Source organism: Mesorhizobium sp. PAMC28654, from assembly GCF_020616515.1.
Classification (GTDB): domain Bacteria; phylum Pseudomonadota; class Alphaproteobacteria; order Rhizobiales; family Rhizobiaceae; genus Mesorhizobium.
Genome location: NZ_CP085135.1, coordinates 549,813 through 569,112, shown reverse-complemented (window position 1 = coordinate 569,112; position 19,300 = coordinate 549,813). Strand labels below are relative to the sequence as shown.

The following is a 19,300-nucleotide window of genomic DNA, read 5'->3' as shown; positions in this document are numbered from 1 at the left end:
TTCCTCGCAATCTCGGCGGCAAATCTGGAGGCGAAAACTGCTCCGCTTTGCCTGGCGGTGCTGTCATGACGGGTTGACCCGATACACGAAGGGCGCAGCGATGTCACGCCGCGCCCTTCTGCAAAATTCCAGGCTTCTTTGGTCAATTGCTGCTGATGCTGACGGCCTCGCCTTCGACCACAACCGGGGATGCATAGCCAGACGGCTTGTCCCCGGTCACGACACCGCCGGTCACCCTGACCTGTATCTCGGACCCGAAATAGGAATGCGGGAAAGGCGCCGGCGCGCTACTCACCGAATCCAGCCGACGTCGAAGATCAGTGGGAATAGAGAAATCGAGCGAAGCGAGATTGCTCTGCACCTGGAAGAGCTTTGTCGCGCCAAGGATGACGGTGGCGACGCCGGGCTGCGTCGCCACCCAATTGAGCGCGACTTGAGCCATGCCGTGGCCGAGTTCAGCGGCCACTTTTTCGAGCTCGGCCACGATCGCCCAGTTGCGTTCGCTGAACTTCTGGAAGCCCGGATGAGTCGTGTCGCGGAAACCATCGAGCCGGCCGGCGTTTCCAGCCTGTGCCGGCAGGTATTTGCCGCTGAGTAGCCCGCTGGCCAGCGGACTCCAGACCATGATGCCGGCGCCGTGGCGAGCGCCGAAGGGCACGAATTCGTGCTCGATGGCCCGCTCCGCGAGCGAATATTCGAGCTGCAGCGCCGAGATCGGCTCGTAGCCGCGCAATTCGGCGATGGCCTGCGCCCGTCCGGCATACCAGGCCGGCACATTGGACAGACCGATATGGCGCACCTTTCCCACACGAACCAGGTCGTCCAGCGCGCGCAGGACCTCCTCGGCAGGGGTCAGCCTGTCCCACACATGCAGCAGATAGAGATCGATGTAGTCCGTCCCCAGCCGCTTCAGCGACGCGTCCACGGCGCGCATTATGTTCTTGCGGCCGTTGCCGCCGGCGTTCGGATTGCCGGGGTGCGAGTTCATGGTGAATTTGGTGGTGATCACCGCCTTGTCGCGCAACCCGCGCTCGGCAACGAATTCGCCGAGCCACGTCTCACTGGTGCCGGCCGTATAGAGGTCGGCGGTATCAAAGAAATTGCCGCCAGCCTCGACATACGCATCGAACATTGCGCGGGCGGTGTCCCTGTCGGCGCCCCAGCCCCATTCGGTGCCGAAGGTCATCGTGCCGAGCGCCAATCGGCTGACGCGCAGCCCGCTGTTGCCGAGCGTGTAATAAGTCATCGTCATGGTGTTTTCCTGTCCTGAACCGATTGACGTGGCGTCACTGGCCGGGGGTGGCCTTGACCCAGAGGTTACCGCGCTCATGCGTCATGCGGAACGTGAAGCCATCGACCTTCCAGCCGGCGACAGAACGGGTCAGGTGATGCTCATAGGTGCCCCAGACTTCCCAAAGCGGATCGCCATTGCCTTCCATCCGGTTCCACGCATAGCCGTTGGAAAGGACGGTCGCCGTGTCGGCCTCGAGGAGGACCTGATGATTGGTGCGCAGATGCAAGCTTGTCTTGCTGCCTTTGAGGTTGCCAGCCCAGGCGCCGATCAGATCGTCGGAGGCGATGTTGGCCGCAGGCTGCCCGGATAGGCTGCTGAAATCAGCGGTAACCCGATCCGCGAAATAGCTGCGGGCGACACTCCAATCCTGCGCATCGACGGCGCGGTCGATGGCATCGGCGATGCGGATGACGGCCCGCTCGTCGGCGAGCGCCTGCCAGCCGAACGGCTCCGCCCCACCGGCATCGAGCGGCGCCAGCACTATGCCTGCCGCGAAAGTGACGTGCTTCAACGCGTTCATGTCTTTCCTCCTTCGTGCATCAGCCCGCCGCCGATGTGTTGACGAGAATATGGACCTGCGCCTTGGCATCGATAAGATTGCATTGTTCGTAAAGACCATGCGATATCGTTCATGAATGGACCGAGACCTGCTCATGCATCTGCCGGTAATCGTTACCGTCGCGCGGCGCGGCGGCTTCGCGCTTGCGGCGGCCGAACTCGGCATGAGCCCTTCCGCGGTCAGCCACGCGGTGCGGCTCGTGGAAGAGCGCATCGGTCAGCCATTGTTCGCGCGCACGACGCGCAGCGTTTCTCTGACTGAAGCTGGCAAGGCCCTGGTGGAGACGGCCGCCCCTGCCCTTCGGGATATCGCCGAACGGATGGATCGGATCCGCGGGATCAAGGGACGGCCCTCTGGCCTGCTCAAGATCAATGTTTCCAACATCGCCGTCCCTCTGGCGCTGACGCCTGTGGTCGCGGCGATGGCCGAGCGCTACCCGGACGTCACGGTAGAATTGTTCACCGACCAAAGTCTCGTCGATATCGTCGAGGAAGGCTTCGATGCTGGCATCCGATTGGGCGAGATGATCGCACAGGACATGATCACGGTCCGGCTCACGCCGCCGTTTCATGCCGTGATCGTTGCTTCCCCTGCTTATATTGGATTGCATGGCCGTCCGCGCGACGTGGGCGATCTCGCGAACCACAACTGCATCGGCTACCGGCTCGTTCGCTCTGGTGCACTCTATCGTTGGGACTTGAGCGAAAGCGGTAAGGATGTTGTGGTCGAGACGCGTGGCACCGCTATCGTGACGGATTCGCTCGCGGCGATCGACCTTGCACTCGCTGGGGTCGGGCTCGCCTATGTGTTCGAGCCGCTGGTGCGCGCGGATATCGCCGCCGGTCGCCTCGTTCAGATCCTGCCGCGGACGGCGATCGAGGAGCCGGGACTGTTTCTGTACTTCCCGCGGCGGGCGGCGATGGCGCCCAAGCTCAGAGCCTTCATAGACACCGTAAACGAAATCCGCCGGGCGTCCCTGCGGACACCCGGCTGAAAAATCTCGTCAGAAGGATAGATCGCCCGCGGGCAATCTTACTTCTTGACCGCCGCCGCGACTTCCGCCGCGAAATCGGTCTCTTCCTTCTCGATGCCTTCGCCCAGCGCGAAACGCAGATAGGCGGTGATCTTGGCCGGTGCGCCGATTTCCTTCTCGGCATCCTTCAGCGCCTGCTCGACAGTGATGTCGGGATTGAGCACGAACGCCTGCTTCAAGAGCACGACTTCCTCATAGAACTTGCGCAGACGGCCTTCGACCATCTTCTCGATGATCGCTTCCGGCTTGCCGGACTGGCGCGCCTGGTCGGCGAAGATCGCCCTCTCGCGCTCGACAGCGGCAGGATCGATCTGCTCCGCGGTCAGCGCCATCGGATTGGAGTTGGCGACATGCATGGCGACCTGGCGACCAAAGGCGTTGGCGGCTTCCGCATTGCCAGTGGTTTCGATCGCCACAAGCACGCCGAGCTTGCCGAGGCCATCAGCAACTTTGTTGTGAACGTAGTTTGCAACAGCGCCGTGCTCAACGCTAAGCTTGGCCGAACGACGGAAGCTCATGTTCTCGCCGATGGTGCCGACGGCATCCTTGATTGTGTCGGCGACCGACTTGTCCGAACCCGGATACTTGGCGGCAGCCACCGCCTCGGTCTTGCCGCCATAGGCGAGCGCAACCTTGGCAACGTTGGTGACGATCTCCTGGAACGCCGCGTTGCGGGCAACGAAGTCGGTCTCGGAATTGACCTCGATGACGGCAGCCTCGCGAACACCGGAATCCACGCCGATCAAGCCTTCCGCCGCAGTACGTCCAGCCTTCTTGTCTGCCTTGGAGATGCCCTTTTTGCGCAGCCAGTCAACGGCTTCTTCCATATTGCCGTTGGTCTCGTTCAATGCCGCCTTGCAATCCATCATGCCCGCGCCAGTCAAGTCGCGGAGTTCTTTGACCTGTGCAGCCGAAATGCTCATTGTCGCCTCTTTGTTTTAAATGCACCGACGCACCATCGGTAGTCGATGGTGCGTCCGTTTAGCGTGCCAAAATATTAGAAAGATGAAGGCCGGGACCGGCCCTCGCCGTTTAAGCCTGCGGGGTCTCGGTCGACGGAGCCGGATCAAGTGCCGGTTCCACCGGAGCTTCGACCGAAGCGCCGATGTCGACACCGAGCGCACCCTGCTGACGGGCGATGCCGTCAATCGCAGCCTTGGCGATCAGGTCGCAATAAAGCTGGATGGCGCGAGCCGCGTCGTCATTGCCCGGGATCGGGAAGTCGATCTTGTCCGGATCGCAATTCGAATCGATGATGGCGACAACCGGGATGCCGAGACGCTTGGCCTCGAGGATCGCGATCGCTTCCTTGTTGGTGTCGATCACGAACATCAGGTCCGGCGTCGAGCCCATGTCCTTGATGCCGCCCAGTGCCTTGTCGAGCTTCTCGCGCTCGCGATCGAGGTTCAGGCGTTCCTTCTTGGTCAACCCTTGCGCCTCGCCGGCCAGCATCTCGTCGAGCTTGCGCAGGCGCTGGATCGAGTTCGAAATCGTCTTCCAGTTGGTCAGCATGCCGCCGAGCCAACGCGAGTTGACATAATACTGGGCCGAACGCTGTGCGGCATCGGCAACGATGTCCGAAGCCTGGCGCTTGGTGCCGACGAACAGCACGCGGCCGCCCTTGGCAACTGTGTCGGAAACCTGCTTCAGCGCCTGGTGCAGCAAAGGCACCGTCTGCGAGAGGTCGATGATGTGGATGTTGTTGCGAGCGCCATAGATGTAAGGCGCCATCTTCGGGTTCCAGCGATGGGTCTGGTGGCCGAAGTGAATGCCAGCTTCCAAAAGCTGGCGCATGCTGAAATCAGGCAGTGCCATTCTTAGTTCCTTTTCCGGTTAGCCTCCACGGACACAGGCATTTTTGGACGATGTCCTCGAACGCCACCGGAGGTCTCAGCCGGATTTCTCCCGGGCAGACACCAAAGTCCGTGTGTGGAATGAGCGCGCATATAGAGGGGAAGTGCGACAAACGCAAGCCGTGTGGCGCTTCACCGCTCAGCGTGCGGCAATCAGCGCTCCGGTGCCGATCATTGCACTGCCGGCAAACCTGTTCATCAGCCGCATGCGCCTCGGCGTCTTGAACCAGTTGGAAGCCCGACCCGCAAGTGCCGCGTAAAGGCTCATGGTCAGGATATTGACGCTGATCACCACGGCGACCACCAGCAGGCCGTCAGAGAAGGTCAGTGTGTTGAGGTTCAGGATCAGCGGCATGATCGAGGCGTGAAACAGAATCGCCTTCGGGTTGCCCAGCGCAATGGAGGCGCCGAGGAAAAACGATCGCGACAATGCCTGCGGTGTCCGCGATTCGGCCGATTGACTGGCGGCGGCTCGCCAGATCCTGACGCCGAGAAAAACCAGATATGCCGCACCGGCATATTTCAGCAGGTGAAAAACCCATTCGAAAGTCTGGGCCAGCGCCACCAGCCCGAGCAGCGCCAGGGTGACCAGCACGGCATCGCCGGCGGCGACGCCAATCCCGGCCATGAACGCGCGAACGAACCCGCGCGAAACGCCATTGGTGATGACCGCGAACATTGCCGGGCCTGGCGTGGCGGCGGCAAGCGTGATTGCAGCGCAGTAAGCCAGAAATGCGGCCAGCGTCATGGTCGGCTCCCCTTCCCGTTGGGTACCCTCACCCGCCTGAATATCTCTACGATCTCCTCGCGGCTGCATTCGATCGCGCCAAGCCTCACCGCGCGGTCGCGCTCGAAGCCGGTTATGTCATAGTGGGGAGCCGATGTCTTCGGCGGCCCCTGATACGACGAGCGCTTCACGCCGAGCTGTGCGGCAAAGCGGTGCAACTCGTCGGTCTCATCGGCCATCAGGTGACACCAGCGATGACCGGCCCATTTCCAGATCGCCGCGTCGACATAGACAGCCATGAAGCTTGCCACACTCCTCGTCTCGCCAGCTGAACCGTGGCCGGTCCCATCAACTAGCAACGATAGAAGGGATTCTGATAGGAAATGAAGCCTCCGGCAGCCTCAAGCTCGCTCACGACGCCGGTTACCGCTTCCTGCATTCGCCGGCGCAGCTCAACGAGAGCATCATCGATCGAGCCCTCATGATCATGCAACCCCAACGGCTCCGGAACCCGGATATGCGCACAGCGCGGCCCGGCCGGCTGCGGCGCGAAATGGTTTAGAGTGTCGCGTAGCGTCCCCTTGCAATAATCGTTGCGGATACGCTTCAGATGCTCCGCCAACTCCTCTTGCGTCGTCAGCGGTTTGGCCCATGCCCATGGCCCGACGCGCTGTATCCGCTGGATCGTCGCCATCAGCTTGCGAATCCGCTTCTGCTCGTCACCAGCATTTTCTTTCAGCCAGCGCCGCGACCGGCGCAGAAGTTCTGCCAGATCGACGGTGCTCGCATCGACGGATACCTCCTGCCCAAGGCGGCGGCACAGCTCGAGCAGAAGATCCCGCTGGCGTATGGCATAGGGTGCACTTTGGTCCGACGGCACGCCGTACGCGGACGCATCGCGCGAAAGCAGCACCGCATAGATATGATGGATGCGCTCCGGCAACGTATCGGCCGCCATGCGCTCGATCTCCAGGCTCCGCTCGACATAGCCACACTCCCGCGCCAGCGCCGATTCGACGTCTTTTGTGAAGGTGAGCTTCCAGACGACGGGAGCAATCCAGGCTTTGAAATGCCGGTCGGTTTCACGGCCACGCTTCAGGGCGTCCAGCCCCATCTCCACGGCTCCCGGGAGCAATGACGCGACAAAATCGCCATGCCAGCCGACGCCACCTTCAGGGTGCAGCAGCACGCCATGGCCTTTCAGCGCCCAGTCGACGGAGTACGCCTTGGCCGCTCCGCTGTTTCCGGGGATTTGCGCGATCAGATTGTTGGCCAACCAGAATTTCTGCATCATCCGGCCAAGACCGTTAACGACGCCATTCGTTGCCCAGGACGCGGTGAGCGGGCTGACCCGCGACACGATCTCCTTGTCGATCATCCAGTCCGTGAAGAACTCGGGATGATTGGGCGTAATGAACGTCGCCTTCCCTTCTCCGCAGGCGGCTTTCAGTCGCCTCTGTTCCCCGATGGGAAAATCGAAATGGCGGACATTGGCGATGCCACGCAATCCGGCCAGGCGATTGAACGGCAACAGGTCGCGAAACCCAGGAACGCCGCGCAGCATGACGATCCGATTGACGACCGTCATGATCTTGATCAGCGCCGGACTGGGTCGCGGCGCCACGAACACATCGATTCTGGCCAATATGCTCCCCCTTCAGAGATCGCACACAATCCGCGATACGGAGGGAAAGGTGAGAGCCAATTGCGGCGTGTTCAAGTCACAGAGCACTGCAAGCCCGCGCCGTGGTTAATCAGACGATGATTGAGTCTGGCGCGCTATTTCGCCGGACAAGGCTTCGACTGATCGAACAGCGACAGGTTCACCAGCTTGCCGGTCATCGAGAAATCGCCGTAGTCCATGACCAGATCACGCGTGATGCCGTTTTCATGCAGCTTGAAACTGATCCGGTATTCCGGCACCTCTTCGCCAGTCTTGGCGGTATCATCGAAATAGGCGATGTCGACCGGCCAGTATTTGTCGGTGGAAAGCTTCGCCAGCGCCGGCGCCTCCGGGTCGGTCTTGTCGCCATCGGTCTTCTTGCCAACGATCACCGTGGTGGTCATCACCTTGTTGGCATCCTCCGAACCGTCGAACAAATTGGTTTCGTAAAAATTCTCGCCCCTCTCGGCCTTGCCGATCAGCTCGACCAGATGCTGGGTCGGAAACTGGGTGGCGGCCAGTTCCAGGCTGCTCTTCTCGGGCTTGTCGATGTCGACTTTCAGCCCTTTCGAGTCCTTCGTCGCGGTGCCTCTGACCTCCTTGTCGAGATTCTGGTCGACAAAGGATTTTGTCACGAATGAGAAGGTCTTGCCTTCGGCATCCTCGAAAGTGGTCGTCTGCTGGTCGGTCAACCTTGTGTTGTCGTTGGTGACGATCTGGGTCACGAAGCGAAATTTCACCGTATAGCCTTCACAGGCCGAACCATTAAACTCATAGACCATGCGGCCGGTGATGCCGGTGATGCCGGAGCGGTCGGACGCCTTGTTCAGTGAAAGGTCATAAACGGCACGATGCGCTTGCAGCGCCGGTACGGCGAAAGCGGGCCCCATCGAGAAAACCGCCGACAACAGGACGGCGGGGAATACGAGGCGGCGCATTAAGCGCATGAGGTGCTCCGATCATCGTGGCTGATGGCAGCCCGCGGGGAAAGATAGTCCAGCTTAAAAAAAGTCGTGGCGGAAGCGAGGCAAAAATAGCAATTTCGGCCTCGGCCAAAGCCGCTAGATCAAGCAATAGGGAAATACCATGAGCGAAACAATCGAAAAGCGGCTAAGCGATCTGGGCGTGACGCTTCCCGTCACGGCGGCACCTGCCGCCAACTACGTGCCCTATTGCCAGACCGGCAATCTGCTGTTCACCGCCGGGCAGTTGCCGCTCAAGGACGGCAAGCTCCAGGCCAGCGGGCTGCTCGGCCGCGACGTCGACACCGCAACCGGCAAGGAAGCGGCAAAATACTGCGCGATCAACATATTGGCGCAGGCCAAGGCCGCGCTTGGCGACCTTGAGAAGATTCGTCGGCTGGTCAAGATCACCGTTTTCGTCGCTTCGACCGCTGATTTTGTCGAGCAGCATCTGGTTGCGAACGGCGCCTCCGATTTTCTCGTGGCCGCGCTCGGCGAGCGCGGCAAACATGCCCGCTCCGCCGTAGGCACGGCCTCCCTGCCGCTTAATGCCGCAGTGGAAATCGAAGCGATCTTCGAAGTCGAATGAGCCTGGAAACCAGCATGACCGACCTATCCTGGCTGATTGCCCGGCCCGTCGCCCATCGCGGCTTTCACGACATGAACAAAACGCGCTGGGAGAACACGCTTTCCGCCTTCGCCGCGGCGGCCGAGCGCGGCTATGCCATAGAATGCGATGTGCACCTGTCGTCGGATGGCGTTCCCATCGTCATTCATGACGACGACCTGCGAAGACTGACGGGCCGTGACGGGTTTGTCTGGCAACGGACAGCGGCTGAGCTGACCGCGCTCAAGGTCGGCGGTACATCGGATCACGTGCCGACGTTGCAGGAAGCACTCGACCTGGTCGACGGCCGCGTGCCGATGGTCATCGAACTGAAGGGAATTCCTGGCCGCGACGACGGCCTGGTGGCGCGCGTCGGCAAGATGCTGAAGCGCTACAAGGGCAAGGCGGCGATCATGTCGTTTGACCACTGGCTGATTCGCGATTTTCCGAAGCTCGCGCCGGGCATTCCCGGCGGATTGACCGCGTATGGCAAGGACGCCGGGCTGATCGAGGCGCATTTCGCCATGCTGGCGCACGATATTGCCTTCACGTCCTACGCCGCCGGCGACCTGCCAAACCCCTTCGTCAGTTTCGTTCGGGAAAAGCTGAAGATGCCGGTGATCACCTGGACGGTGCATGACCAGCCGGCGATCGACCTGACGTTCAAATATGCCGACCAGATGACGTTCGAAGGGTTCGAGCCCGACCTTGCCAAAGTGGCATGAAGTCAGCTTGCCTGAAACGTGACTTGTAGCGGCTCGGATGGAGCTTAAATAAGCCTCATGGATCAAGGCGACGACGGCGACGGTCAAACGGCGAACGCGGAATATGCGATCCGCGTCGCCGCGGGTATCGGCGCCTTCACCCGCGACGAATGGAACAGTTTCGGCGGCACCACGCGCGATGATGCAGGCAATGCCTTTAACCCGCTCGTTTCATTTGCTTTTTTAAGTGCGCTCGAGGACTCCGGTTGTGCCGTCCGGCGCACTGGCTGGCAGGGCCATCACCTGAGGCTCGAAACAACCGAGGGCAAGCTGCTCGGCGCCGTCCCCTGCTATCTGAAATCGCACAGCCAGGGCGAATATGTGTTCGATCATGGCTGGTCGGATGCGTTCGAGCGGGCCGGCGGCCGCTACTATCCAAAACTGCAGTGCGCGGTGCCGTTCACGCCTGTGACCGGCCCCCGCCTGCTGGTCAGTAGGGGCGAAGACAGCAATACCGTCAAAGCCGGCCTGGCCGCCGGGCTGAAAGCGGTGACCGAAAAGCTCGGCGTGTCCTCGGCACACGTTACTTTCGCACAGGAAGCCGACGTCGCCACGCTGGAGGCCGCGGGGTTCCTGCACCGTACCGACCAGCAGTTTCATTTCTTCAACGAAGGGTTTTCGACCTACGACGATTTCCTCGCCACGCTTGCGTCACGCAAACGCAAGGCCATGAAGAAAGAGCGGCGTGAGGCGCTCGCCCCCGGCATCTCGATCGACTGGCTGACTGGCAAGGATCTCACCGAAAAGGCATGGGACGACTTCTTCGCCTTCTACACAGACACCGGCGGCCGCAAATGGGGGCGCCCCTACCTCAATCGCGAGTTCTTCTCGCTGATCGGCGAGCGCATGGCCGACGACATCCTGCTGGTGATGGCCAAGCGCAATGGCCGGTATATTGCCGGCGCCATCAATTTCATCGGTTCCGACGCACTCTATGGGCGCAATTGGGGCTGCGTCGAGGATCACCCCTTCCTGCATTTCGAGGTCTGCTACCATCAGGCCATCGATTTCGCCATCGACCGCAAACTGAAAGTGGTCGAAGCCGGCGCGCAGGGCGAACACAAGCTCGCCCGCGGCTACCGGCCGGTGACCATGCACTCGGCGCACTACATCGCCCATCCCGGCTTACGCAATGCCGTGGCCGACTATCTGAGGCGTGAGCGGCGTGAGGTGGAACGCATGGGCGAATACCTTGAAGAGCACACCCCGTTCCGCAAATCGGACCCTACCGGCGAGGAGTGAATTCCTCTAAGGGTTGTTTCAATAGACCGAGTGCCGTCGCAATTCTCCACTTCGCGCCTCTCACCTCTCGGGTTGGGTAGCCAGCCTCGTGTTGCCCTTGTCGAAGCAGGCATGGTTGATCTCGCCTGATCACCTTGCCGCCTATAGGAGGCTTCGCTACACCGGATGCCGAGGCACAACCCGGAGCACGTCATGGCCGAGACCCCTTACGATCCACAGAACATCTTTGCCAAGATCCTGCGCGGTGAAATCCCGTCGCATCGCGTCTACGAGGATAAGGCCGTGGTCGCCTTCATGGACGTCATGCCGCAGGGGCCGGGCCATACGCTGGTCGTCCCGAAGGCGCCGTCGCGCAACCTTCTCGATGCCGACCCGGCAACGCTAGGGCCCCTCTTCACGGCCGTTCAGAAAGTGGCGCTGGCGGTCAGAAGGGCTTTTGAGGCCGATGGCGTCACCATCCTGCAGTTCAACGAGCCGGCTTCGGGGCAGACCGTCTACCACCTGCATGTTCACGTGATTCCACGGTTCCAGGGCATGGCGCTGAAACCACATACCGGAGCGATGGAGAAGCCCGAGATCCTTGCCGAGAACGCGGACAAGATACGGAGGGCGCTGGGTGGCTGATTGCTATTCAAGGTTCCGAGGGACGGCGTATCAGGCGGCAGTTGCTTCCGGATAGGCGGTCACGACCTTGCCTGCCTCAAGCTTGAGCGCGATGCGTTCCTGAGCTTCGAAGACCAGAACTCCCAGGCGCCAAGAGACTACAGTAATCAAAATTCCGCCCAGTACGTCCATCAGATTGTGCCCGCCATGGATGAGTATCGCTGGCAGCAACGCGACATTGATGAGTATCAACACCAAACGCATGGGCAAATATGGCCAAACCGCAATCAGCGAGATCAACGCCATGACCGTGTGGAACGAAGGAAACCCTACAAGTCCCGTTGTTTTCAGCTTGGAGATGTCTTGCACACCTTCAACCAGAAGACGGTTCAATTCAGCGCCATAGGCAGAATTAACGATCGGTCTGACGATGCGGTCAACTTCTGGCGCCAAGGTCCAATAGGCGGAGGCTCCGCTGGATGGAAACAGCGCCCAGCAAAAAATGGTGACTAGCGACGCGAAAACTGTCCCGAGTGCTGCCGCATGCAGTCGCCGCCGATCATTGGCCATGCCAAGAAAGAGAAAAGCGAACAGGATTTGGGCCAGCGTTAAGCTGTAGATTTGCCTAAGGAGATCCGAGAGGTGTGGGTATTGTGCAATCCACGCACAGGCGCTTGGCCAGGAATAGCCAAGCCAGGAATCCATCTGGACGAGAGTGGCGTCGATGGGTGCCGAGGGCCGCGGCAACAACAATAGGTTGAAAAGCGAAGCCGGTATCGAATAGGCGATGAACAGTGCCAGAATATGGGTGCTGATCGCAATCCGCTCCGCCTTGCGGACATGCCGATAGAATTGGCCAATGGCGATCATGACAACAGCGAAACCGATGGACCAACTGTACGCGCCAAGCGCGACAACGACGCCTTTCTCCCAGATCAGGAACAGGCAAACGGCGGTCAGCGCCAATGCGACCGTAAAGATCGTTCGTTCTGCGGGTAAAAAAACCATCGCCGAAAAATGACCAAGGGAGGTTAATTCCGCGTGAAAACGGAAATCCGACAAAGGTCATCCCAGCGAAAACAGCCCTAGAGCAAAATCCGAGCGGATAGAATCGATAGGGGTTTCGTTGGGATTGGAAATCTGATTCAGCATATCTGCTGGATTCGGAGGCCGGCATGGCATGGCGAAATCCTTATCGGAAGATTTGCGGGCTCGGGTGGTCGCAGCGGTTGATGGCGGCCTGTCGCGACGGGCGGCAGCGGCGCGATTTGGCGTGGCGGCGGCAAGCTCGGTGCGTTGGGTCCGGGAATGGCGCGAGACCGGAGCCACCTGCGCAAAGCCGCAGGGCGGCGACAGGCGGTCCCACCGCGTTGAAGCGTATCGCGACATCATCCTGGCGGCGATCGAGAGGCGGGTGGACATCACGCTGGTCGAACTCGCCGAGTTGCTGCGACAGGAGCATGGCGCGTCGTTTGCGACGAGCACGATCTGGCGGTTTCTCGATCGTCACTCCATGACCTTCAAAAAAAACGGCGCACGCCAGCGAGCAGGAGCGGCCAGACGTGGCGGCGCGACGAAACGCCTGGTTCGACGCCCAGCCCGATCTTGATCCCGAGCATCTGGTCTTCATCGACGAGACCGGAGCCTCGACAAAGATGGCTCGACTGCGGGGGCGCACGAAGCGCGGGATGCGGTGCCGATCGCCAATCCCGCATGGCCATTGGAAGACGACGACGTTCACCGGCGCCCTGCGCCTCACTGGCATGACCGCGCCAATGGTCCTGGACGGCCCGATGACTGGCGAATGGTTTGTCGCCTATGTCGAGCAGGTTCTCGTGCCGACGCTGCGGCCCGACGATGTCGTGATCCTCGACAACCTGCCGGCGCACAAAAGCGCAGCCGCCCGTGTGGCGATCGAAGCAACCGGCGCAAGGATGATGTTCCTCCCGCCCTATTCCCCCGACTTCAACCCGATCGAGAACGCCTTTTCCAAGCTGAAATCGATTCTACGCAAAGCCGCCGCACGAACCGTCGCGGAATTGTGGGATACCATCAGCGCCGCACTGCCTTGCTTCACACCAACCGAGTGCGCCAACTACTTCGCCGCAACAGGATATGAGCCGGAATGATCAGATTCTGCTCTAGCTATTCGAAAAATAGACTGGAGCGTTTCCCGAGTGCGGTCGGGCGAGCAATACCCCACTGAAGCCGCTGGCGGATTGCGTTTGCGCACTGAATTGGGCTTAGCAGCGACGTGTCGACCTCCAGGTCATAGAGGCCGGGCTGATGGACTGCCTCCTGCCACAAACGTACCGGCAGCGGGACGGGATCAGCGTTTGATCCGGTCACATAGCCCATTTCCAAGGCGCTTCCGGCACGCCTTTTCAGAATGATGTCGATCGGGCAGCGGACGCCTACGAAGAGCACCGGCAGACCGACGAGGCGGCGGGCGCAATCGGCGCGAATGTGGAGAGGCCTCGAATAGGCATCGTGGTGACCGATATCGACAATGACATTCAACCCCAGCCGGCTGTGAGCGGCGATCGCTTCATAGAATGCGGCATAGAATTGGGGGACGAAAACTTCGAGATCCGGGCGCTCGCCGCCCGGCCTCAAACCGATCCCGGGACGATAGCGCGGCGGCGTGATCTGGGCATGGATGTCGACGCCAAGATTCATCCAGACGCCATCGAAGCTCTCTTGGATGGCCTGCACAATGCTCGACTTTCCCGATCGCGGCACGCCATTCAGGATGATGATCTGCCCCGGTTCAGTCATGCGTTACCTCATTGGCTCAACAAAAAAGCCCCGTTTCCGGGGCTTTTTTTACTTGTGTGCAATATCAGTTCTTTCTTGGCAGTTGCGGCACCAAGCTGCGCTTGCCACCATCCTTGCCCTTGGGTTCGGGCTTCTGCGCCACCACCTTTTTCGCGGCGGGCTTCTTCGCCGCGGCCTTCTTCGGCTTCGGTCCGTCTTCCGGCTCTTCCTTCTTCGGTCTGACTGGAGCCTCGTCGGCCAGCGTTTCGAGCTTCAGGCCGGTCTCGCCGGTCTCCTTCTTCTCGACGGTGACGCGCACCGTGCCACCCTTCTTCAGCTTGCCGAACAGCACCTCGTCGGCCAGTGGCTTCTTGATGTGCTCCTGGATGACGCGGCCAAGCGGTCGGGCCCCCATGCGCTCGTCATAGCCCTTGTCGGCCAGCCAGGCGATCGCATCCGGCGACAGGTCGAAGGTGACACCGCGTTCCGAGAGCTGGGCCTCGAGCTGCATGACGAACTTCTGCACCACCTGATGGATGACCGGCACCGGCAGCGAGCCGAACGGGATGATCGCATCGAGACGGTTGCGGAACTCCGGCGTGAACAGTCGGTTGATCGCCTCGACATCATCGCCTTCGCGCTTCGTCGAACCGAAACCGATCGCCGCGCGCTGCGCATCGGAAGCGCCCGCATTGGTGGTCATGATCAGGATGACGTTGCGGAAGTCGATCTGCTTGCCGTTGTGATCAGTCAGCTTGCCATGATCCATGACCTGCAACAGGATGTTGAACAGGTCCGGATGCGCCTTCTCGACTTCGTCCAGCAAAAGCACGCAGTGCGGATGCTGGTCGACGCCATCGGTCAAAAGGCCGCCCTGGTCGAACCCGACGTAGCCGGGAGGCGCGCCGATCAGCCGCGAGACGGTGTGGCGTTCCATGTATTCCGACATGTCGAAACGGATCAGCTCGACACCAAGCGATGCCGCGAGTTGCTTCGCCACTTCCGTCTTGCCGACGCCGGTTGGGCCTGAGAACAGGTAGGAGCCGATCGGCTTCTCCGGTTCGCGCAGGCCGGCACGCGCCAGCTTGATGGCCGAGGTCAGCGCGGTGATCGCGGTATCCTGACCGTAGACGACACGCTTCAGTTCGACTTCAAGGCCTTGCAGCACCTGCTCGTCATCGGCGGAAACCGTCTTCGGCGGGATACGCGCCATGGTGGCGATCGTTGCTTCGATCTCCTTGATACCAATGACCTTCTTGCGCTTGGCCTCCGGCACCAGCATCTGCGAGGCACCGGTCTCGTCGATCACGTCGATCGCCTTGTCCGGCAGCTTGCGGTCGTTGATGTAGCGCGCCGACAGCTCCACCGAGGCCTTGATCGCCTCGTTGGTGAACTTCACCTTGTGGAATTCCTCATAATAGGGCTTCAGCCCCTTCATGATCTCGATGGCGTCCTCGATGGTCGGCTCGTTGACGTCGATCTTCTGGAAACGCCGCACCAGAGCGCGGTCTTTCTCGAAGAACTGGCGGAATTCCTTGTAGGTCGTCGAGCCGATGCAGCGGATCGCTCCGGAAGACAGAGCCGGCTTCAGCAGGTTCGATGCATCCATCGCGCCGCCTGAGGTAGCCCCTGCCCCGATCACGGTATGGATCTCGTCGATGAACAGCACCGCGCCCGGGTAATCCTCGAGTTCCTTGACGACCTGCTTCAGCCGTTCCTCGAAATCGCCGCGATAGCGCGTTCCGGCCAGCAGCGTGCCCATGTCGAGCGCGAAGATGGTAGCGTTGTGCAGCACTTCGGGAACGTCGCCCTCGACGATGCGCTTGGCGAGGCCTTCGGCGATCGCCGTCTTGCCGACGCCGGGATCACCGACATAGAGCGGGTTGTTCTTGGAGCGGCGGCACAGCACCTGGATAGTGCGGTTGATCTCCGACTCGCGACCGATCAGCGGGTCGATCTTGCCGGCCTTGGCCTTGTTGTTGAGGTTGACGCAATAAGCCGTCAGCGCGTCCTGCTGCTGCTTCTTCTTGCCACCTTCCTCTTGCGGCTCGGCGCCGTTCTGGCCGCCCTGCTCGTCATCGGCGCCACGCGGCGAGCGTGTTTCCGACGCGCCGGGACGCTTGGCGATGCCGTGCGAGATGTAGTTGACCGCGTCGTAGCGGGTCATCTGCTGTTCCTGCAGGAAATAGGCGGCATGGCTCTCGCGCTCAGCGAAGATCGCGACGAGCACGTTGGCGCCGGACACTTCCTCGCGGCCGGATGACTGCACATGGATCACCGCGCGCTGGATGACACGCTGGAAGCCGGCGGTCGGCTTGGAATCCTCATCGTACCCGGTGACCAGGTTGTCGAGCTCGGTGTCGATATAGGTGAGAACAGTGTGCTTCAGCTCGTCGAGATCGACATTGCAGGCGCGCATGACGGCGGCCGCCTCGGTGTCGTCGATAAGCGCGAGCAGCAGGTGTTCCAGGGTTGCGTATTCATGGTGCCGCTCATTGGCGAGCGTCAGCGCTTGGTGAAGCGCCTTTTCCAGGCCTTGGGAGAAAGCCGGCATGTTACCTCACTTCTTCTCCATCACGCATTGCAGCGGATGCTGATTCTGTCGGGCGAAATCCATGACCTGGGACACTTTGGTCTCGGCCACCTCGAATGTATAGACCCCGCACTCGCCCACTCCATGATTGTGGACATGAAGCATGATGCGTGTGGCGGCTTCGCGGTCCTTCTGGAAAAATCGCTCCAGCACGTGAACCACGAACTCCATGGGCGTGTAGTCGTCGTTGAGGATGAGGACCCGATAAAGGCTGGGCTTCTTGGTCTTGGTTTTGGTGCGCGTGATGACGGCGGTGCCACGCCCGGCTTCATTGCCGTCGCCGCTGCCGTTCTGCATACGCGCCACATGTCTCGTGGCAGTCAAACCAATCGTCACGTATTCCTGCCTCTTTCGAATCCCCATGCGAGATCGACATGTAGGTGTTCGATGAACGATTTTAAGCCCTTCTGTTTAGCTGACAATATGGCTAGGTGGCCAAACTTGGCCGATTTTCGCAATCGTGAAGGGGAGATGAGCCCCCGACGTGAAATTGACATGAAAAACCCGGCCGCGCGATCGCGACCGGGTTCGTATTCAGGCCGGAATAGGCCGATGTCACATTGCTGAAGAAATTTACTTCGCCTTGGCGACGATCGATTCGAAGGGCTTGTAGGCTTCCTTGGCGAGTTCGGCGTAAAGGTCGCCGATCTTGGTGGCCTCGGCGACGAACGCCTCGTAGGACTGCTTGGCGTAGTCGGACTGGATCTCGATCGCCTTGTCCAGCGACTTGGCCGAAAGAATCTTCTCGACAACGGCGCTGCCGGCTTCGAAGCTCTTCTTGGTGTATTCGCCGGCCTCGGTCGCGATGGCCTGCGCGCCCTTGGAAAGCGAAGCGAAGCTCTTCAGTCCGGTATCAGCGAACTCTTTGCCATATTTGCTGAAATCTTCGTAGGTCTGGGTCATTTCCTGATTCCCTTGACGGTTGCCTGAGATGCGCCCTGATCGGGTCGCTTTTGTGCAATGCACTTGATATATTGTGCATTGCACAAAAAGTCAACATTTCACCGGAGCAGAGCCTCCCGATCCGCCGGCAATGCCTAAGATTCGAATAAAGAGAGGCTCAAGGCCGAAGAAAATGGTGAACGCGGCGGTTACCATAAACGGATTGGTAACGCTGCCCGCGTAGCTTGACCTGAAGCGAGGCAGGACCCTTTGCCGCCTCCAATGCAACGAAAAATTCAAGGGAACTACCAGTGCGTCAGGCGTTGTCGGGCATCTTCTCCAAAACCGCGTCCTCCTTCAAAACGATCATGGTCGTCGCCTTGGCGATATCATTCGTTGTTGCCGGTGCCGCGCCGTCTTTTGCGGCCAAGTCGGCAGCCATCGTCATCGATGCCAAGACCGGCAAGGTGCTTTACTCGTCGGATGCCGACGGTCGGCGTTATCCCGCCTCGCTCACCAAGATGATGACATTGTACCTGACCTTCGAAGCGCTGGAGAAAGGCAGGATCGGCAAGAACTCGCCGGTCGTGTTCTCGGCCAATGCCGCCGCCCAGGCTCCGACGAAGCTCGGCGTGAAAGCGGGTGGCTCTGTCACCGTCGAAACCGCCATCCTGTCGATCGTCACCAAGTCGGCGAACGACTCAGCTAGCGCGCTCGGCGAGCTTCTCGGCGGCAATGAAGCCAATTTCGCCCGCATGATGACCGCCAAGGCACGGCAGCTCGGCATGAACGGTACAGTCTTCCGCAACGCCAACGGCCTGCCCAACCCCGGACAGTTCACGACCGCCCGCGACATGGCGACGCTTGGCATCGCGCTGCGCGAGCAGTTCCCCCAGTATTACGGCTATTTCTCGCAGCGCTCCTTTCTTTACGGACGTCAGCGCATCAACGGCCATAACCGCCTGCTGGGACGCATCAAGGGCGTCGACGGCATCAAGACCGGCTACACAAGGGCATCCGGATTCAATCTCGTCTCCTCGGTCGCCGACGGCGATCGCCGCATCGTGGGCGTGGTCATGGGCGGAGTGTCGGGTGGCAGCCGCGACAACGAGATGGCGCATCTGATCACAACCTACCTGCCGAGAGCATCGACTCGCGGCGGCGGCATGCTGGTGGCCAAGGCCAGCACCAGCGACGATCCGATCAAGGCATTGGCAAAGGTGCTCTTGCCCAAGCATGACGCGCCAACACCCGACGACAAACCTGCGATTGCTCAGGATGCGACGGCTGCCGACGATACCACGGCGACCGACGAGGACAATGCGCCTGTCGCCGAGGAAACCACCCCCGTCCCAACCAGAAAGGTCAAGACCGTGACCGTGGCGGCTGCGCCTGAGGCCGCGGCACCGGCCGAAACCGAGGCGACTCCCGTTGTCGCGGCTTATGCCGAACAGACGGCCGCTGTCGACCCGGTCAAGACGGCCTCCTTGCCTTCCGGCTGGGCCATACAGGTTGCCTCGTCACCAAAGCAGTCCGAGGCACAGGCCTTCCTCGACAAGACGACCAAGCAGGCGCCGTCGGTGCTCGCCAACGCTTCGGGCTTCACCGCCGCTTTCGAGAAGGGCGGCACGACCTATTACCGTGCTCGCTTCGGTGGCTTCGGCTCGAAGGATGCCGCCTGGAAGGCCTGCACTGCTTTGAAGAAAAAGAAAATCGAGTGCTACGCCGTCCAACAGTAGGGCAGCGTGGAAGTCATCTCCC

The 19,300-nt window shown here is 60.7% G+C and carries 20 protein-coding genes; 7 read left to right on the top strand and 13 right to left on the bottom strand.

Annotation, left to right across the window (positions count from 1 at the left end):
- Positions 1 to 142: 142 nt before the first annotated feature.
- Together LGH82_RS02770 and LGH82_RS02765 are read right to left on the bottom strand one after the other, a co-directional pair.
- Positions 143 to 1,252, bottom strand: coding sequence for an aldo/keto reductase (locus LGH82_RS02770; protein WP_227347199.1), 1,110 nt, complete (start codon positions 1,250 to 1,252; stop codon positions 143 to 145).
- 34 nt (positions 1,253 to 1,286) lie between these two features.
- A complete protein-coding gene (locus LGH82_RS02765; RefSeq protein WP_227347198.1) occupies positions 1,287 to 1,814 on the bottom strand; it encodes a nuclear transport factor 2 family protein in 528 nt (175 codons plus the stop codon).
- 115 nt (positions 1,815 to 1,929) lie between these two features.
- Here LGH82_RS02765 and LGH82_RS02760 point away from each other — a divergent pair, with 115 nt between their 5' ends.
- Complete coding sequence (locus LGH82_RS02760) at positions 1,930 to 2,847, top strand: LysR substrate-binding domain-containing protein (RefSeq protein WP_227347197.1); 918 nt, start codon at positions 1,930 to 1,932, stop codon at positions 2,845 to 2,847.
- A 38-nt stretch (positions 2,848 to 2,885) separates the two neighbouring features.
- Here the strand turns inward: LGH82_RS02760 and tsf are convergent, their stop codons facing one another.
- From tsf to LGH82_RS02730, 6 genes are all read right to left on the bottom strand, one after another.
- Positions 2,886 to 3,809, bottom strand: coding sequence for a translation elongation factor Ts (gene tsf / locus LGH82_RS02755; protein ID WP_227347196.1), 924 nt, complete (start codon positions 3,807 to 3,809; stop codon positions 2,886 to 2,888).
- Between the two features lie 109 nt (positions 3,810 to 3,918).
- Entirely contained in the window at positions 3,919 to 4,701 is a 783-nt protein-coding gene (rpsB, locus tag LGH82_RS02750) for a 30S ribosomal protein S2 (RefSeq protein ID WP_019858207.1), read from the bottom strand.
- Between the two features lie 177 nt (positions 4,702 to 4,878).
- Positions 4,879 to 5,487 (bottom strand): LysE family translocator, encoded by a 609-nt coding sequence (locus tag LGH82_RS02745; protein ID WP_227347195.1) that lies wholly within the window; start codon positions 5,485 to 5,487, stop codon positions 4,879 to 4,881.
- Positions 5,484 to 5,765, bottom strand: a complete 282-nt coding sequence (locus LGH82_RS02740) for a DUF4031 domain-containing protein (RefSeq protein ID WP_227347194.1) — start codon at positions 5,763 to 5,765, stop codon at positions 5,484 to 5,486. The genes LGH82_RS02745 and LGH82_RS02740 overlap by 4 nt, the downstream gene beginning before the upstream one ends.
- Positions 5,766 to 5,818: 53 nt before the next feature.
- Positions 5,819 to 7,030, bottom strand: a complete 1,212-nt coding sequence (locus LGH82_RS02735) for a hypothetical protein (RefSeq protein ID WP_227347193.1) — start codon at positions 7,028 to 7,030, stop codon at positions 5,819 to 5,821.
- 215 nt (positions 7,031 to 7,245) lie between these two features.
- Entirely contained in the window at positions 7,246 to 8,067 is an 822-nt protein-coding gene (locus tag LGH82_RS02730; protein WP_227349461.1) for a cell envelope integrity EipB family protein, read from the bottom strand.
- 148 nt (positions 8,068 to 8,215) lie between these two features.
- Between LGH82_RS02730 and LGH82_RS02725 the strand changes: the two genes are divergently transcribed.
- The 4 genes from LGH82_RS02725 (at position 8,216) to LGH82_RS02710 (ending at position 11,328) form a co-directional block, all read left to right on the top strand.
- Positions 8,216 to 8,680, top strand: a complete 465-nt coding sequence (locus tag LGH82_RS02725; RefSeq protein ID WP_227347192.1) for a RidA family protein — start codon at positions 8,216 to 8,218, stop codon at positions 8,678 to 8,680.
- Between the two features lie 14 nt (positions 8,681 to 8,694).
- Positions 8,695 to 9,423, top strand: a complete 729-nt coding sequence (locus LGH82_RS02720; protein ID WP_227347191.1) for a glycerophosphodiester phosphodiesterase — start codon at positions 8,695 to 8,697, stop codon at positions 9,421 to 9,423.
- Positions 9,424 to 9,480: 57 nt separating this feature from the next.
- Complete coding sequence (locus LGH82_RS02715) at positions 9,481 to 10,704, top strand: GNAT family N-acetyltransferase (protein WP_227347190.1); 1,224 nt, start codon at positions 9,481 to 9,483, stop codon at positions 10,702 to 10,704.
- Positions 10,705 to 10,896: 192 nt separating this feature from the next.
- Complete coding sequence (locus tag LGH82_RS02710; protein WP_227347189.1) at positions 10,897 to 11,328, top strand: HIT family protein; 432 nt, start codon at positions 10,897 to 10,899, stop codon at positions 11,326 to 11,328.
- Between the two features lie 30 nt (positions 11,329 to 11,358).
- Here the strand turns inward: LGH82_RS02710 and LGH82_RS02705 are convergent, their stop codons facing one another.
- Entirely contained in the window at positions 11,359 to 12,369 is a 1,011-nt protein-coding gene (locus LGH82_RS02705) for a phosphatase PAP2 family protein (RefSeq protein WP_227347188.1), read from the bottom strand.
- A gap of 118 nt (positions 12,370 to 12,487) precedes the next feature.
- Between LGH82_RS02705 and LGH82_RS02700 the strand changes: the two genes are divergently transcribed.
- Positions 12,488 to 13,436, top strand: a protein-coding gene (locus LGH82_RS02700) for an IS630 family transposase (RefSeq protein WP_227343924.1) whose coding sequence is annotated in 2 segments (ribosomal slippage) — positions 12,488 to 12,831 and positions 12,830 to 13,436 — 951 coding nt in all. Because the reading frame shifts where the segments join, the coding sequence is not laid out codon by codon here.
- Positions 13,437 to 13,452: 16 nt separating this feature from the next.
- On the opposite strand, the gene LGH82_RS02695 is transcribed toward LGH82_RS02700, so the two are convergent.
- The 4 genes from LGH82_RS02695 to LGH82_RS02680 all read right to left on the bottom strand — a co-directional run bounded on the left by LGH82_RS02695 (position 13,453) and on the right by LGH82_RS02680 (position 17,560).
- Positions 13,453 to 14,085, bottom strand: a complete 633-nt coding sequence (locus LGH82_RS02695) for a chloramphenicol phosphotransferase CPT family protein (protein WP_227347187.1) — start codon at positions 14,083 to 14,085, stop codon at positions 13,453 to 13,455.
- Between the two features lie 64 nt (positions 14,086 to 14,149).
- The gene (gene clpA / locus LGH82_RS02690; protein ID WP_227347186.1) at positions 14,150 to 16,618 is read right to left on the bottom strand and encodes an ATP-dependent Clp protease ATP-binding subunit ClpA; all 2,469 of its coding nucleotides are present in this window, start codon (positions 16,616 to 16,618) and stop codon (positions 14,150 to 14,152) included.
- 6 nt (positions 16,619 to 16,624) lie between these two features.
- Positions 16,625 to 16,954 (bottom strand): ATP-dependent Clp protease adapter ClpS, encoded by a 330-nt coding sequence (gene clpS / locus LGH82_RS02685; protein ID WP_027051901.1) that lies wholly within the window; start codon positions 16,952 to 16,954, stop codon positions 16,625 to 16,627.
- 276 nt (positions 16,955 to 17,230) lie between these two features.
- The gene (locus tag LGH82_RS02680; protein ID WP_227347185.1) at positions 17,231 to 17,560 is read right to left on the bottom strand and encodes a phasin family protein; all 330 of its coding nucleotides are present in this window, start codon (positions 17,558 to 17,560) and stop codon (positions 17,231 to 17,233) included.
- Between the two features lie 290 nt (positions 17,561 to 17,850).
- Here LGH82_RS02680 and LGH82_RS02675 point away from each other — a divergent pair, with 290 nt between their 5' ends.
- Positions 17,851 to 19,278 carry a D-alanyl-D-alanine carboxypeptidase gene (locus tag LGH82_RS02675; RefSeq protein WP_227347184.1) on the top strand — a complete coding sequence of 476 codons (1,428 nt, stop codon included), beginning with the start codon at positions 17,851 to 17,853 and terminating at the stop codon, positions 19,276 to 19,278.
- Positions 19,279 to 19,300 lie beyond the last annotated feature (22 nt).

Bases quoted from the DNA above. Each gene is read 5' to 3' on its own strand.
- LGH82_RS02680 (WP_227347185.1), bottom strand. From the start codon at position 17,560: ATGACCCAGACCTACGAAGATTTCAGCAAATATGGCAAAGAGTTCGCT.
- LGH82_RS02770 (WP_227347199.1), bottom strand. From the start codon at position 1,252: ATGACGATGACTTATTACACGCTCGGCAACAGCGGGCTGCGCGTCAGC.
- clpS (WP_027051901.1), bottom strand. From the start codon at position 16,954: ATGCAGAACGGCAGCGGCGACGGCAATGAAGCCGGGCGTGGCACCGCC.
- LGH82_RS02720 (WP_227347191.1), top strand. From the start codon at position 8,695: ATGACCGACCTATCCTGGCTGATTGCCCGGCCCGTCGCCCATCGCGGC.
- LGH82_RS02710 (WP_227347189.1), top strand. From the start codon at position 10,897: ATGGCCGAGACCCCTTACGATCCACAGAACATCTTTGCCAAGATCCTG.
- LGH82_RS02735 (WP_227347193.1), bottom strand. From the start codon at position 7,030: ATGCTGCGCGGCGTTCCTGGGTTTCGCGACCTGTTGCCGTTCAATCGC.
- LGH82_RS02760 (WP_227347197.1), top strand. From the start codon at position 1,930: ATGGACCGAGACCTGCTCATGCATCTGCCGGTAATCGTTACCGTCGCG.
- rpsB (WP_019858207.1), bottom strand. From the start codon at position 4,701: ATGGCACTGCCTGATTTCAGCATGCGCCAGCTTTTGGAAGCTGGCATT.
- tsf (WP_227347196.1), bottom strand. From the start codon at position 3,809: ATGAGCATTTCGGCTGCACAGGTCAAAGAACTCCGCGACTTGACTGGC.
- clpA (WP_227347186.1), bottom strand. From the start codon at position 16,618: ATGCCGGCTTTCTCCCAAGGCCTGGAAAAGGCGCTTCACCAAGCGCTG.
- LGH82_RS02765 (WP_227347198.1), bottom strand. From the start codon at position 1,814: ATGAACGCGTTGAAGCACGTCACTTTCGCGGCAGGCATAGTGCTGGCG.
- LGH82_RS02695 (WP_227347187.1), bottom strand. From the start codon at position 14,085: ATGACTGAACCGGGGCAGATCATCATCCTGAATGGCGTGCCGCGATCG.
- LGH82_RS02745 (WP_227347195.1), bottom strand. From the start codon at position 5,487: ATGACGCTGGCCGCATTTCTGGCTTACTGCGCTGCAATCACGCTTGCC.
- LGH82_RS02730 (WP_227349461.1), bottom strand. From the start codon at position 8,067: ATGCGCCGCCTCGTATTCCCCGCCGTCCTGTTGTCGGCGGTTTTCTCG.
- LGH82_RS02715 (WP_227347190.1), top strand. From the start codon at position 9,481: ATGGATCAAGGCGACGACGGCGACGGTCAAACGGCGAACGCGGAATAT.
- LGH82_RS02740 (WP_227347194.1), bottom strand. From the start codon at position 5,765: ATGGCTGTCTATGTCGACGCGGCGATCTGGAAATGGGCCGGTCATCGC.
- LGH82_RS02725 (WP_227347192.1), top strand. From the start codon at position 8,216: ATGAGCGAAACAATCGAAAAGCGGCTAAGCGATCTGGGCGTGACGCTT.